Source organism: Tsukamurella strandjordii (assembly GCF_039525985.1).
Taxonomy (GTDB): Bacteria; Actinomycetota; Actinomycetes; order Mycobacteriales; family Mycobacteriaceae; genus Tsukamurella; species Tsukamurella strandjordii.
In genome coordinates this window covers 87828-101937 of sequence record NZ_BAAAII010000011.1, presented here as the reverse complement: position 1 = coordinate 101937, position 14110 = coordinate 87828, and the positions used below count along the sequence as shown (strand labels likewise).

The 14110-nt window shown below is 68.7% G+C and carries 11 protein-coding genes; 9 read left to right on the top strand and 2 right to left on the bottom strand.

The window, feature by feature from the left end; all coding sequences use genetic code 11:
* The first annotated feature begins 107 nt into the window (after positions 1-107).
* Positions 108-2234, top strand: a complete 2127-nt coding sequence (locus ABD108_RS18610) for a magnesium transporter MgtE N-terminal domain-containing protein (RefSeq protein ID WP_343931045.1) — start codon at positions 108-110, stop codon at positions 2232-2234.
* A gap of 522 nt (positions 2235-2756) precedes the next feature.
* Positions 2757-4868, top strand: a complete 2112-nt coding sequence (locus ABD108_RS18605) for a magnesium transporter MgtE N-terminal domain-containing protein (protein WP_343931044.1) — start codon at positions 2757-2759, stop codon at positions 4866-4868.
* Positions 4869-4930: 62 nt separating this feature from the next.
* Here ABD108_RS18605 and ABD108_RS18600 read toward each other — a convergent pair whose 3' ends face one another.
* Positions 4931-5698: a class I SAM-dependent methyltransferase gene (locus ABD108_RS18600; RefSeq protein WP_344183382.1), complete on the bottom strand. Its 768-nt coding sequence runs from the start codon at positions 5696-5698 to the stop codon at positions 4931-4933.
* A gap of 25 nt (positions 5699-5723) precedes the next feature.
* Between ABD108_RS18600 and ABD108_RS18595 the strand changes: the two genes are divergently transcribed.
* From ABD108_RS18595 to ABD108_RS18565, 7 genes are all read left to right on the top strand, one after another.
* Positions 5724-6866 carry a glycosyltransferase family 4 protein gene (locus ABD108_RS18595; RefSeq protein WP_343931043.1) on the top strand — a complete coding sequence of 381 codons (1143 nt, stop codon included), beginning with the start codon at positions 5724-5726 and terminating at the stop codon, positions 6864-6866.
* Positions 6867-6893: 27 nt separating this feature from the next.
* Positions 6894-7112 carry a hypothetical protein gene (locus ABD108_RS18590; protein WP_305110336.1) on the top strand — a complete coding sequence of 73 codons (219 nt, stop codon included), beginning with the start codon at positions 6894-6896 and terminating at the stop codon, positions 7110-7112.
* A 94-nt stretch (positions 7113-7206) separates the two neighbouring features.
* The gene (locus ABD108_RS18585; protein WP_343931042.1) at positions 7207-7836 is read left to right on the top strand and encodes a hypothetical protein; all 630 of its coding nucleotides are present in this window, start codon (positions 7207-7209) and stop codon (positions 7834-7836) included.
* Positions 7837-7845: 9 nt separating this feature from the next.
* Complete coding sequence (locus tag ABD108_RS18580) at positions 7846-9519, top strand: NAD(P)/FAD-dependent oxidoreductase (protein WP_343931041.1); 1674 nt, start codon at positions 7846-7848, stop codon at positions 9517-9519.
* The gene (locus ABD108_RS18575; RefSeq protein WP_305110334.1) at positions 9519-10991 is read left to right on the top strand and encodes an ATP-binding protein; all 1473 of its coding nucleotides are present in this window, start codon (positions 9519-9521) and stop codon (positions 10989-10991) included. The genes ABD108_RS18580 and ABD108_RS18575 overlap by 1 nt, the downstream gene beginning before the upstream one ends.
* Before the next feature lie 43 nt (positions 10992-11034).
* Positions 11035-12120 (top strand): S-(hydroxymethyl)mycothiol dehydrogenase, encoded by a 1086-nt coding sequence (locus tag ABD108_RS18570; protein ID WP_220656861.1) that lies wholly within the window; start codon positions 11035-11037, stop codon positions 12118-12120.
* Positions 12117-12743 (top strand): MBL fold metallo-hydrolase, encoded by a 627-nt coding sequence (locus tag ABD108_RS18565; protein WP_343931040.1) that lies wholly within the window; start codon positions 12117-12119, stop codon positions 12741-12743. The genes ABD108_RS18570 and ABD108_RS18565 overlap by 4 nt, the downstream gene beginning before the upstream one ends.
* 16 nt (positions 12744-12759) lie before the next feature.
* Here the strand turns inward: ABD108_RS18565 and ABD108_RS18560 are convergent, their stop codons facing one another.
* Positions 12760-14100 (bottom strand): condensation domain-containing protein, encoded by a 1341-nt coding sequence (locus tag ABD108_RS18560; protein WP_255585730.1) that lies wholly within the window; start codon positions 14098-14100, stop codon positions 12760-12762.
* Positions 14101-14110 lie beyond the last annotated feature (10 nt).

The following is a 14110-nucleotide window of genomic DNA, read 5'->3' as shown; positions in this document are numbered from 1 at the left end:
CGACAATAAGTGAATGGGTGTTCTGACCCTGATCGCTGAACGTCGTCGGCCCGCGAGCGGCAGCGCCGCGCGGGTTGTTTCGTCAGCGACTCTCAGGAGAGAAACTCATGCGTGAATCCACTCGTACGCTCGAACCGGCCCGGCCATGGGCGCGGTTCGATGTCGCCGCCAAGGCGATGACCTCGACCGTGGTGGTGGCCTCGGTCGCGGTGGCGACCCTACCGGCACTGCCTTCCTCGACGCTGGCGCTGCCGACCCCGGCGCAGGTGCTCCAGGCGCCGGACATCCTGCGGGCGGATGTGCAGGAGGTCAATTGGATCGCCAACATCGTGAGCGGCATGTCGGCGTCGTCGCTCGCCTCGATTCTGGAGGGGACGAGCACCGCGAAGTTGACCGAGGTCCTGGGCTTGGTCAAGCCGGCGAAGTTCGCGGAGATCTTCAACGGGATGCCCCCGGAGAAGCTCACCGAGATCATCGGCCAGATCCCCACGGACAAGCTCGCGGGGCTGGTCGGCAATCTGCCCAGTAGCACGCTCAATTCGGTGATCAACGCGGTGCCGGTCGAGAAGCTCGCCCCGCTGGTAGCAGGTCTGGACTCGGCGAAGCTGCAGAGTCTGGTGACGGCGATCCCGAGCGACAAACTGGGTCCGGTCGTAGCGAGCCTGCCGCCGGAAACGCTGTCGCAGATGATCTCCGGTCTGTCGGAGCAGGCACTCGCCCAGGTGGTCGGGAATGTTCCGATGGCCAAGCTCGCATCGGTGATTTCGGCGCTCCCGAACAACACGCTCGCGCAAATGGTCTCGGGCCTACCCGAGGACAAGTTGCGCTCCATCATCGGAGTCGTGCCGCTCGACAAGCTCGGCTCCGTGGTGTCCGGTCTACCGAACGACAAGCTGGCGGAGCTCATCAACGCGGTCCCGAAGCAGAAACTGGCCTCGGTGGTGTCGAGTCTCCCTGCGGCCACCCTGGCCGAGGTCGTCGGCACTGTGCCCGTGGACAAGCTGGCACCGGTGATCACCACCCTGCCCCCGGCGAAGCTCGCCGAACTCGTTCGCGGCGTCCCCACCGACAAGCTGGTGCCCGTGATCGCGGCGCTGCCGGCGAGCACGCTCAACTCACTGGTCACGGGCCTGCCCAACGATAAGCTGGCCTCGCTGATCGCCGGGCTCCCGCAGGCGACCCTCGCTCAGCTCATCACCTCGCTCCCGACCGCTACGCTCACGCAACTCGTCGGCTCGGTGCCGGACGCCACGCTCAAGCAGGTCATCGGCGGCCTGCCCGGCTCCAAGGTCGCGGGCCTCCTCGACGGCGCGATGATCGCGAAGCTGCTGCCGGCCCTCATCGCCGAGTTCGCCACCCCGGCGGGCCTGGCGAAGCTTCCCTCGCTCATGTCCGGCGTCATCGGTGGTGGCTTGCAGGGGGTCGCGGATGCGATTCCGACGCTCGTCCGGAACACCGTCGCGTCGATACCGTTCGTGGGGCCGCAACTGGCAGGGCCGGTCTCGCTGGGTATCGGCCTGTTCACGCCCCTGTTCAGCCTGGCTCGAGCGATCATCGAGCCCGTCATCACGTTGTTCTCCTCCGTTGCAGCGCTTCCCGTGAAGTTGCTCGGCCCGGTGTTGAACAACAACGGTGGTGGCCTCGCCGGTCTCCCGGCCATGGTGAACAACGTCCTCAGTGGGCTGACCGGTCAGATCGCTCCGGTCGCGGCTCCCGCAGTGTCCGGGCCGGCGACAGGTTCGGCGGCATCCGCTGCACCGGTGGCCTCGCCCGCGACCGCTGCGGCGGCGACCGCTCCCGTCGTTCCGACGAAGACGGCCGCCCTCGCTCCGGACGGTGCGGCGCGCGCGGGTACCGCGGCCACCGATGCTGCGAAGCCGGCGGTGAGCCCGAAGTCCGGCGAACCGGTGGCCGCGAAGGCAGCGGACCCCGCGAAGGCTGCAGGCCCCGCGAAGACCGCGGACACCGCGAAGACACCCGCCACCGCGGAGACCGGTGCATCAGCCAAGAGTGCTGACTCGTCGGCATCGACGCCGGCATCGACACCGGCGGCGAGTGAGGCGAAGGCCGCCGACTCCTCCGGTGCATCCGAGAAGAGCCCTGCGAGGGACTCCGGTTCGACGGGCTCGTCGTCCGGGGCGGCAAGCGGGTCGTCCGGCGGATCGAGTGCGGCGTCGACCGGCGGGTCGGGCACGACCTCGAGCGGTGGATCGAGCGCCTCGGCGGCGAGCTGAGTCAGACCACACTGCGGCGGTGCCGGTATCCCCTGGGATGCCGGCACCGCCGTTTGTCCGTCGGTGCGCGATATCGACGGGGACCTACGCGGTGGAGAGATCACGTATGCGATTCACAACCGGAATCATGTGAGAGAAGATTCTCTATCGAAAAGGACATAGATCCGCTGTCTGGCCTGGACTTCTCGCTTGAAGTTGCAAGTTACATTCGCAAATTGTAGTTCAGCTAACGGGGTGGGACGTGCGAATCGCCGACGTCGTCCCAGGTCAAAGCGAGGTCAGATGTGATTCGCGATCGTTGATTCACACATCGAACTGTGAAGATCTCCAGATAACAAAAGGATATCGAATTAATCACGAATAGATATACCGGCGGTAGACATCGGAGGTGTGTCGTTAACTGTGTCGCGGACTGAAAATGAACCAGTACTTCTTTTGAATTGCGAATCGTTCAGTCTCCCGACCGTGCGCCGCGGGTAGTGCGCGCGGTCTCCTCGTTGAGCACACATTCAGGAGAAGTACATGCGCGTAGCAGTTCAGCACAGCGGTGCCAAGGGACAGTGGGGAAAGCTCGGCGTGGTGACGCAGGCCGCGGCGGCGACGGTGCTCGTCTCGTCGGTGGCACTGACCGCGCTTCCCGCCACCTCGATCACCGCGGTACCCACCCCGGCGCAGGTACTCGCCCAGCCCCCGTCGGCGCTCAACGCCGACGTGACGCCGGTGGGCATCCTGATCGACCTCATGCCGGATTCGGTTCTCGTCAGCGAGCTCTCGAGCACCGACCCGAAGCGGATCGCCCGCATCATGGGGCAGATCGCACCGTCCAAGGTCGCCGCGATCATGTCCGCGATGCCGACCTCGACCGTGGTCGCGATCATGAACGAGATGCCCACATCGGCACTGACCGGCATCGTAGGCGGTCTGCCGACCGCGAAGCTCTCCGAGGTGGTCGCGGGCCTGTCGAACGACAAGCTCTCCGCGCTGGTGGGCGGCATCCCGGTCGAGAAGCTCGGCCCCGTGGTGGCGAGTCTTCCCGCCGAGACCCTCTCCAAGCTGGTCGGTTCCATCCCGACGGACAAGCTGGCGCAGGTGGTCTCCAGCCTGCCCAGTGACACGCTGACCGAGGTCGTCGGTGGTATCCCGGTCGACAAGCTCGGCCCCGTGGTGGCGGGCCTGCCCACCGAGACCCTGTCGAAGCTGGTCGGCAGCATCCCCGTCGAGAAGCTCGGCCCGGTGGTCGCGAGCCTCCCGGCTTCGACTCTCACACAACTGGTCTCGGGCCTCCCGGACGAGACCCTCAAGCAGATCGTGGGCGACATCCCCGTCGAGAAGCTGGGCCCCGTGGTGGCGAGCCTCCCGTCGGACAAGCTCACCGAGCTCGTCAGCCGGATCCCGGTGAGCAAGCTGACCGACGTGGTCTCGGGCCTGCCGGACAAGACGCTGGCGGAGCTCGTGGGCGGCATCCCCGTCGAGAAGCTGGCACCGGTGGTCGCCGGACTGCCCGCCGACAAGCTGAGTTCGCTCGTGGGCTCGATCCCGATCGACAAGCTCACCACCGTCGTTTCGACCCTGCCCGACGACACGCTCGGCAAGATCGTGGCCGGCATCCCGGTCGAGAAGCTCGGTCCCGTGGTGGCGGGCCTGCCCTCGGCGACGCTGGTCCAGCTCGTCGCGGCCATCCCGGACGACAAGCTCAAGGACATCGTCGGCAGCCTTCCCGACGACAAGCTGCTGGCGATCATGGACGGCAAGCTGATCGGCCGCGTGGTCACCTCCCTCGCCGGCAGCCTCGTGACGCCGGCGGGCGCGAAGAACCTGCCGCCGCTGCTCGTCGACGCCGCGTACTACTCCGCGACCGGCCTGGTTCCGATCGCTGCTGATCTGGTCCGCGCGGTCCCCGTGGTCGGCCCGCTCGCCCAGGTTCCGCTGCAGGTGGCGGGCGGGATCCTCAACGCCGGCGCCTCCCTCGTCCACGGCATCGCCCGGCCCATCGCCGAGCTGATCGGCGCCATCATCTCGCTGCCGATGCAGGCGATGGGGCCCTTCCTCAACGGCGGTGGGCTCAACAACCTGTTCGCCGGCAACGGAATCGGTGCCGCGCTCACCGACACGGTGAACTCGGTGGTGACCGCCGTGAGCGGTGGCAAGCACGCCAAGGCGGACGACGGCACGGGCGCCGTCTCGGTGGCCGAGGTGGAGACCTTCGCCAGCGCCGGCCGGCACGCCAAGCAGGACGACGCCTCCGGCTCCGGGGACGCCCCGACCACGGCGTCGGCGTCCGCGCCCACCACCGGCGCCTCCTCGTCCGCTCCCACGTCGTCCGCCTCCACGACGGGCGCGACGAAGCCCGCGACGGCCACCACTTCCGCGGGTTCCACCACCGAGGCGACGAAGGGCGCGGCGTCCGAGCAGGATTCGGGCACGACGAGCGGCGCCACGAAGACCGACTCGGCGAAGACCGAGCCGACGAAGACCGAGCCGACGACGACCGAGTCGGCGACGGCCGAGGCCGATGTGCCCACCAAGACCGCTGAGGCCCCCGAGGCGAAGGCGTCGGAGGCGACCCCGACGACGTCCACCGACAGCAGTGACGCCGGCACCTCCGGCTCCGACGCTGCCGGCGCGGAGAACTGATCCGCACCTCGGTCACTCAGTTCGGTGAATGCCCCTCCGCTGCGGCGGAGGGGCATTCGTCGTCAATGCTTGCGGAACACCAGAACCAGGTTCGAGGTGAACACTTCGCGCAGTCCCGGTACGCGCACGATCCACCATGCCCACGACGGGTGGTAGCGCGGGAACGCCGCCAGCAGATCGGCACCGTCGACCGTGCCGGCCCAGTCCAGTCCGTCCCTCGCGCCCACCTTGAACAACGATGTGCCGTAGAGGTTCTTCGGTGGATGCCCGTGCTTGTCGGTGTACATCCGGGCCGCGCGGTCGCCGCCCAGGTAGTGGGTGAGCCCCATCTCGTGGCCGCCGAACGGCCCGTACCAGCAGGTGTAGCTCAGGATCACCATCCCGCCGGGCCGGGTGACGCGCAGCATCTCCTCGCCCATCGACCGCCAGTCCCGCACGTGCTCGGCCACGTTCGACGAGAGACAGACGTCCACGGCACCGTCGGCGATCGGCAGCGCGAGTCCCGAGCCCCGCACGCCCCGCGAGGAGGTGATGCCCGCCGCGTGCGCCTCGGACGGATCCGGCTCGACGGGGATGTACACGGCGCCGCGCTCGGCGAAGGCGTCCTCGAAGTACCCGGGCCCGCCGCCCACATCGAGCACGAGCGCACCGTCGAGCGGCTCGGGGAACAGATCGGCCGTCAACTCCACGGTGTCGCGCGCCAGCGCGCCGTAGAACCGGGCCGGCTCGGACTGCTCGAACCGGAAATCGGACAGCAGCCCCACCGACCTGCGCAGGGTCGCCCGGCGACGGAACCGCGAGGTCGCGTTCTTCGAGGTCAGAGAGTCCACGCCACCGGACGGTACCCTAGTACGCGTGCGTGAAGTCCTTCTGCTGTGTTGGCGAGACACCCGCCACCCGCAGGGCGGCGGCAGTGAGCTGTACCTCGAGCGCGTCGGCCAGGAGCTGGCCCGGCGCGGCATGACGGTCACCCTGCGCACCGCGATGTACCCGGGTGCCGCCCGCACCGAGACGGTGAACGGCGTGCGCATCTCCCGCGGTGGCGGCCGGTTCACGGTGTACCCGCTGGCGCTGCTCGCCATCGTCGCGGCCCGGTTCGGCCGCGGCCCGCTGCGCGGTATCCGCCCCGATGCGGTGATCGATACGCAGAACGGCATCCCCTTCTTCGCCCGCCTCGTGGCCGGCGTGCCCGTCACGGTGCTCGTGCACCACTGCCACCGCGAGCAGTGGCCGGTGGCCGGCCGGCTGGTGGCGCGCATCGGCTGGTTCATCGAATCGCGGCTCTCGCCGTGGGTGCACCGCGACTCGCAGTACCTCACCGTCTCTCTGCCCTCCGCCGAAGAACTCGGACTGCTCGGCGTGGGACCGGAGCGGGTGGCCGTGGTGCGCAACGGAATCGACGCGCTCGAACCCGGCATCGACGATGTGCGGTCCGCGACCCCCCGCATCGTGGTGCTGTCCCGGCTGGTACCGCACAAGCAGATCGAGGACGCATTGTTCGTGCTCGCCCGGCTGCGGCACCGCGTGCCCGATCTGCATCTCGACGTGATCGGCAGCGGCTGGTGGGACGAGGAGCTCTACCGCCACGCCCTGCGGCTCGGCGTGCTCGATCGCGTGACCTTCCACGGCCACGTCACCGAGCAGCGCAAGCATCGCCTGCTCTCCCGCGCGTGGGTGCACGTGATGCCCTCCCGCAAGGAGGGCTGGGGCATCACCGTGATCGAGGCGGCGCAGCACGGCGTGCCCACGGTGGGGTACGTCTCGTCGAAGGGTCTCACCGATTCCGTGGTCGACGGTGCCACGGGCCTCCTCGTGCGCGATCTGGCCGGGCTCACCGAGGCGGTGGCCGGTCTGCTCGCCGATCAGCGGCTGCGCGCCGAGCTCGGGGAGAAGGCGCGGCAGCGGGCGGGGGAGTTCTCCTGGGAGGCCACCGCCGACGGGGTCGGCAAGGTCCTCGCGTCGTCGGTCGACGGTGCGCGCATCGGAGGACTCGTCTGATCACCCACTGTTCGTTATCGTGAATGAATGGTGAAGCAGCAGCGTGAGGTGACGCCGCGGGTGGCGTGGATGTACGTGGTGCTGGGGCTGGTGATCATCGGCTCGTCGCTGATCCGCGACTGGTCGCAGTGGCCCGACTTCCGCACCATCCTCGGTGCCGTGATGGCCGTCTTCGGCGTGATGATCCTGGGCACCGGCGTGTACGCGTTGTGGAAGGCGCCGTGGAAGTCCGAGCCCGATGAGTAGCCCACGCCCAGGCTCGGTTCCCGCTCCCGTTTCCGATTCCCGCTCCGGAAACAACGGGAGCGGGAGTGGAAAACGGGAGCGGGAAGTCCCGACGGTGCGCGTGGTCCCCGCGACGGTGCTCAAGCTCCTGTCCGGCGGCCTGCTCGTGATCACGGTGATGGTCTTCGTCGCGACGATGCTGCGCGGAATGGGATACGAATCGTGGTCCGGCCGCCTGTCCTACGGGCTGGCGCTCGGATCGCTGCTGGCGATCGCGAACCTGGTGAGCCAGGTGTGGCGCGTCGCGATCGGGAGCTCAACGCCCTCGGTCCGCGACGCGCAGTACTACGCAGCCGGGATGGTCGCCGCGGGGATTCCAGTCGTGATCCTGTGGGGCAGCATCGGAAACACGACACCGCTGCAATCCATTCCTGCGATCGCCTCACTCCTCGTCGCCGGCGCGATCGCGATTCAGCACTACCGCACGCGGAAGCGGTACGCGGACCAGATCCAGGTGCCGATCGTGACACGGACCGTGGCGACGCAGCTGGGCGAGAGGGCGATCCGGATCGGGCAGCCGCAATCGGCGCAGGACCGATGGATCACGTGGTTGTCGGTGACCGGGCTACCGTCGGGCTACCTGCTGCAACCGGCGTACGGGCCCGACTCGATGACCTCGCTCGCGGCGGCGCTGACCGCGGCGGAGGCGGCCGCTACGACGACGCCGGACAGCGCACCGTCGTAGGCTGGAGGGGTGGCAGAACCCCAGAGTCGCCCCGCGATCCTCACCGTCGACGACGATCCCAGTGTTTCCCGATCCGTCGCGCGTGACCTGCGGCGACGCTACGGCGAGACGCACCGCATCGTCCGCGCCGAGAGCGGAGGGCAGGCGCTCGAGGCGCTCCGCGAACTGAAACTGCGCGGCGAGACCGTGGCCGTGCTGCTCGCCGACTACCGGATGCCGGAGATGAGCGGCCTCGAATTCCTCGAAGCCGCCATGGACCTGTTCCCCACCGCGCGGCGCCTGCTGCTCACCGCCTACGCCGATACCGGCGCCGCGATCGAGGCGATCAACGTGGTCGACCTCGACTACTACCTGCTCAAGCCCTGGGATCCGCCGGAGGAGAAGCTCTACCCGGTGATCGACGCGCAGATCGAGGCCTGGGCGTGCACCGATCACCGTCCGGTCCCCGAGGTGAAGGTCGTCGGCCACCGCTGGTCGGCCCGCTCTTCCGAGGTCCGCGAATTCCTCGCCCGCAACCAGGTTCCCTACCGCTGGTTCTCCTCGGAATCGCCGGAGGGACAACGACTCCTGACCGCGGCCGGGAGCGACGGCCTCGACCTGCCGCTCGTGGTCGCCGAGAACGGGGCGGCGCTGTGCGCACCGTCGGACCAGGAGCTGGCCAACCATGTGGGCATGACCACCGCACCGTCGGAGGACTTCTACGATCTGGTCGTGGTGGGCGGCGGCCCCGCCGGACTCGGCGCCGCCGTGTACGGCGCCTCGGAGGGCCTGCGCACCGTGCTCGTGGAGCGGCACTCCACCGGCGGACAGGCCGGACAGAGCTCGCGCATCGAGAACTACCTCGGCTTCCCCGACGGCGTCTCGGGTACCCAGCTCACCGACCGCGCCCGGCGGCAGGCCGGGAAGTTCGGCGCCGAGGTGATCACCACCTCGGACGTGGTGGAACTGGACGTCACCGGATCGTCGCGCACCGTGAAGTTCGCGGACGGCACGTCCGTGGGCGCGCACACCGTGATCCTCGCGACCGGCGTCGCCTACCGGCAGTTGCAGGCGCCCGGCGTCGAACGCCTCACCGGTGCCGGCGTCTACTACGGTTCGGCGCTCACCGAGGCCCCGAACTGCAAGAACCTCGACGTGTACATCGTGGGCGGCGCCAACTCGGCCGGACAGGCCGCCGTCTACCTCGCCAAGGGCGCGAAATCGGTCACTCTGCTGGTGCGCGGCGAATCGCTCGAAGCGTCGATGTCGTACTACCTCATCCAGCAGCTCGCGGCGATCGAGAACATCCACGTGCGCACCTGCACCGAGGTGGTCGAAGCGCACGGCGAGGAGCACCTGGAGAAGCTCACGCTGCGCGACCGCACCACCGGCGACACTGAGACCGTTCCCGCCGACTACCTGTTCGTGTTCATCGGGGCCGCCCCGCGCACGGAGTGGCTCGACGGGGTGGTGGTGCGCGACGAGCACGGCTTCGTGATCACCGGACCCGACATCGGCGGGCCGGATGCGTCACGCCGGGAATGGCCACTGGACCGTCCGCCGTTCCACTTGGAGTCGAGCGTGCCCGGAGTGTTCGTGGCCGGCGACGTCCGGTCCGAATCCGCGAAACGCGTGGCCTCGGCCGTGGGAGAAGGAGCGATGGCAGTGATGTTCGTGCACAGGTACCTGGCGGGGCAGGACTGATGACGGAGCACCAGGGGACGCAGGAGTGTCTCAAGGACGAGCTGCGCACGCTCTTCCTGTTCGAGAAGCTGACCGACGAGCAGCTGGAGTGGCTGTGCGAACGCGGCCGGATCGAGGAATTCCCCGCCGGTCCCGTGTACCGCGAGGACGACCCCGCCGATTCGCTGTTCGTGCTGCTCGACGGCACCGTCTCGCTGTCGATGCGGGTGGGCGATTCCGATGTCGAGACCAACCGCACCGACCACCGCGGCGTGTACGCGGGCGCCTGGCGCAGCTTCCTCGGCGAGGGCATGGGGTCGACCTACAACTCGTCGATGCGCGCGGTCACCGACTGCCGGTTCTACATCCTGCCCTCGCAGGACTTCGGCCAGCTGATGCAGCAGTGGTTCCCGATGGCAGTGCACCTGCTGGAGGGCGTCTTCTACGGCAGCAAGCGCACCCAGCGCATGATCGGTGAGCGCGAACGGCTCCTGGCTCTCGGCTCACTGTCCGCGGGCCTGACGCACGAGCTGAACAACCCGGCGGGTGCGGCGGTACGCGCGGCGTCCACGCTGCGCACCCGGGTGAGCGGCATGCGGCACAAGCTGGCCGTGATCGCCAACGGCGCCTGGCACCACGATCTACTGGTGCAGCTGGTCGACCTGCAGGAGCAGGCCGTGGCATCCGTGGCCGACGCGCCCGCCCTCGGTCCGCTCGAGGCCTCCGACCGAGAGGACGAGATCGCCGACTGGCTCGACGATCACGATGTGCAGAACGGCTATGACCTCGCCCCCGCCTACGTGGCCGCCGGGCTCGGCCTGGACTGGTTCGAGGCGGTCCTGGAACGCGTCGGTGCCGACATGCTGCCGAAGGCCGTGGCCTGGCTGTACTACACCGTGGAGACCGAGCTGCTGCTCAACGAGATCAGCGACTCCACTACCCGGATCTCCACGCTGGTCTCGGCCGCGAAGCAGTACTCCCAGATGGACCGCGCCCCGTTCCAGACCCTGGACGTGCACGAACTGCTGAACAGCACCCTGGTGATGCTCAGCCAGAAGTTCGGCGATGTGACCGTGGTCAAGGAGTACGACCCGGCCCTGCCGGAGATCCGCGGCTTCGGCGCGGAGCTCAACCAGGTGTGGACCAACCTCGTGGACAACGCCCTCGGCGCGATGAAGCAGGACGGGGCGGGCACGCTCACGCTGCGCACCTCGCACGACGACGAGCACGTGCTCGTCGAGGTGGGCGACACGGGCCCCGGCATCCCCGACGGTGTGGTCAACCGCATCTTCGAGCCCTTCTTCACCACCAAGCCGGTGGGCGAGGGCACGGGTCTGGGGCTGGACATCTCGTGGCGGATCGTGGTGAACAAGCACCACGGCGACCTGTCGGTGAAGTCGGAGCCCGGCTCCACCTGGTTCCGCGTGAAGCTGCCGATCGCAGGTCCGCCCCGCGAGCCCGACGAGGCCGAGAAGCTCGACACCGCCGTGTGATAAACCGGGTGGCATACGTTCGCCGTCGCTGAAGGGATCAGGCATGCCACAGGTCGTTCGAGGAGTCGTCGCACGCGCGAAGGGCGAGCCCGTGGAGGTGGTGCCCATCGTGATCCCCGATCCCGGGCCGGGTGAGGTGGTCGTGGCCGTGCAGGCCTGCGGCGTGTGCCACACCGATCTGCACTACCGCGAGGGCGGCATCAACGACGAGTTCCCGTTCCTGCTGGGGCATGAGGCCGCCGGGATCGTGGAGACGGTCGGCGAGGGTGTCGATCACGTGGCGCCCGGCGACTTCGTGGTGCTCAACTGGCGCGCCGTGTGCGGGCAGTGCCGCGCCTGCAAGCGGGGCAAGCCGCAGTACTGCTTCGACACCTTCAACGCCACGCAGAAGATGACGCTGGAGGACGGCACGGAACTCTCGCCCGCCCTCGGCATCGGCGCCTTCGCCGAGAAGACGCTCGTGCACCAGGGCCAGTGCACCCGGGTGGACGCCACCGCCGACCCCGCGGTGGTGGGCCTGCTCGGCTGCGGTGTGATGGCCGGTCTCGGGGCCGCCGTGAACACCGGCGGCGTCTCCCGCGGCGACACGGTGGCCGTGATCGGTTGCGGCGGTGTGGGAGACGCGGCGATCGCCGGCGCCCGGCTGGTGGGTGCCCGCACCATCATCGCCGTCGACCGTGACCCGAAGAAGCTCGACTGGGCCCGCGACCTCGGTGCCACCCACACGGTCAACGCCGCGGAAACCGATGCGGTGGAGGCGATCCAGGACCTCACCGGCGGATTCGGCGCCGATGTGGTGATCGACGCCGTCGGCCGCCCCGAGACCTGGAAGCAGGCCTTCTACGCCCGCGATCTCGCCGGCACCGTGGTGCTCGTGGGCGTGCCCACCCCGGATATGACGCTGGACATGCCGCTCATCGACTTCTTCTCGCGCGGCGGCTCCCTGAAGTCGTCCTGGTACGGCGATTGCCTACCCGAGCGCGACTTCCCGCAGCTCGTGGACCTGTACCAGCAGGGCCGGCTGCCCCTGGAGAAGTTCGTCACCGAGCGGATCGCGCTCGACGAGGTGGAGGCCGCGTTCGAGACCATGCACCGCGGCGAGGTGCTGCGCTCGGTGGTCGTGCTGTGAGCCTGCGCGTAGAGAAGGTGGTCACCAGTGGGCAGTTCAGCCTCGACGGTGGCACCTGGGACGTGGACAACAACGTCTGGTTGATCGGCGACGACTCCGAGGTGGTGGTGATCGACGCGGCGCACACCGCCGATCCGATCGTGGCCGCCGTGGCCGGGCGGAAGGTCCGGGGCATCGTGTGCACCCACGGCCACAACGACCACGTGACCGTGGCCCCCGAGCTGTCGGAGCGCCTCGACGCCCCGATCTACCTGCACCCCGGCGACGACGTCCTGTGGGACATGACCCACGCCGGTGTGGCCCACGAGGATCTCGCGGACGACACCCGGATACCCGTGGCGGGCACGGAGATCCAGGTGATCCACGCGCCGGGGCATTCGCCGGGATCGGTGTGCCTGTACCTGCCCGAATCCGGTGAGCTGTTCAGCGGCGACACGCTGTTCGCCGGTGGCCCCGGGGCCACCGGCCGCTCGTACAGTGATTTCTCGGTGATCATCGACTCGATCCGGGATCGGCTGTTCGCGCTTCCGCCGCAGACCCGCGTCCACACCGGGCACGGCGACGGCACCACGATCGGCACCGAATCGCCGCACCTCGAGGAGTGGATCCGCCGGGGTCACTGACCCCGGCGGTCAACCGTCAGGACGCGCTGGCCACCAGACGGGGTCGGGCATCGTCGGCCACCTCGACGATGTGGTCGCGCAGCAGCCGGAAGACGGTGTCCACCGCCCGCTCGGCCTGCACCGTGTCGGGGTGCATCGCGTTGAAATCGAGTCCCGACTCGTCGCGGTTGATCCACATGAACACCTCACGCGAGGGCGTGGCGTTCGCGAACACCGAGAAGTCGTGCTGCCGTGCCAGTTCCGCGCCGGGGACCCGGGTGACATCGATGTAGGAGAGCATCGGCGAGGTGAAGCCGTGCTCCACCGGGAACGCGGGATCGTCGGCCAGCATGTCGATCACGGGGAACACCGGGGTGCGGTCCAACTGCCGGGCGACGCCGAGCGCCTCCTGCGCGTTCCGCGTCGTCTGCTCGAACGAGCCGCTGGCATCGAACTGCACCGGCACCAGCGTCACGTACCAACCGACGGCCATCGCATCGCCCGTCGCGGAGCGATCCGCGCGGGGGATGAGCATGGTGAACAGCCGCTCGCCGGTCAGCGAGTGGTGCACCTGGCCCATCACGGCCAACAGGGCGCTACTCATGTTGCCGCCCGCACGCTTGGCCGCTGCACCGAACCGGGCCGCCTGCTCGACGTCGACGAACGAGCTGTGCACCGCGATCTTGCCGGGAGCCGCCTGGCCGGGGGCGAGCCCCAGCGGCAGCGGGAACTTCGGCATGCCGCCGGCCCGGGCGATCGTCTCGCGCCACTGCTGCACGTCGGGGTGGGTGGGCGTCAGCGTGCCCGCGAGCGCCCGCTGCTCCGCGCAGAACTGCGGGTACGGGCGCACGGGCACTGGGGTGTACGGAGTGCCCGCACGCGCGGCGGTGTACCGCGACAGGATCTCGAAGAAGCTGATCGCCTGCGAGACGCCATCGGTGAACATGTGGTCGGAGCCCACCACCACCTGGAAGTGCGGGTCCACCGCGTCCGGACCCGCGTTCTCGATGCCGTTCACGGCGAACGCGAACGCCGCCCACTCGTGCAGGGTGGGCACCGAGTCCATCAGGTGCTGCTTGACGGTGCTCCCCGGATGATCGACGGATCGCGCCGAAACAGCTAGCGAAATTTGCTCGGGGCGCAGCGTTCGACCCCGAGGACGGAGGTCGGTGCTGACCGGAAACGCCGTATGAAAAGCCTCATGTGCGCGCACGAATTCAGTGAATACATTCGCAATGATTTCTGCGTCGAAGTGATCGTGCACAGTGAATGAGGTGAATACCAGACGGCGTACGCACGATTCACCTTCGATGCCGCTACGAAGGTGATCGGCCTGAATGAACGATGTCTCAACCCCCAGGTCGGGGGCAGTTTCCATCGCCGCGCGG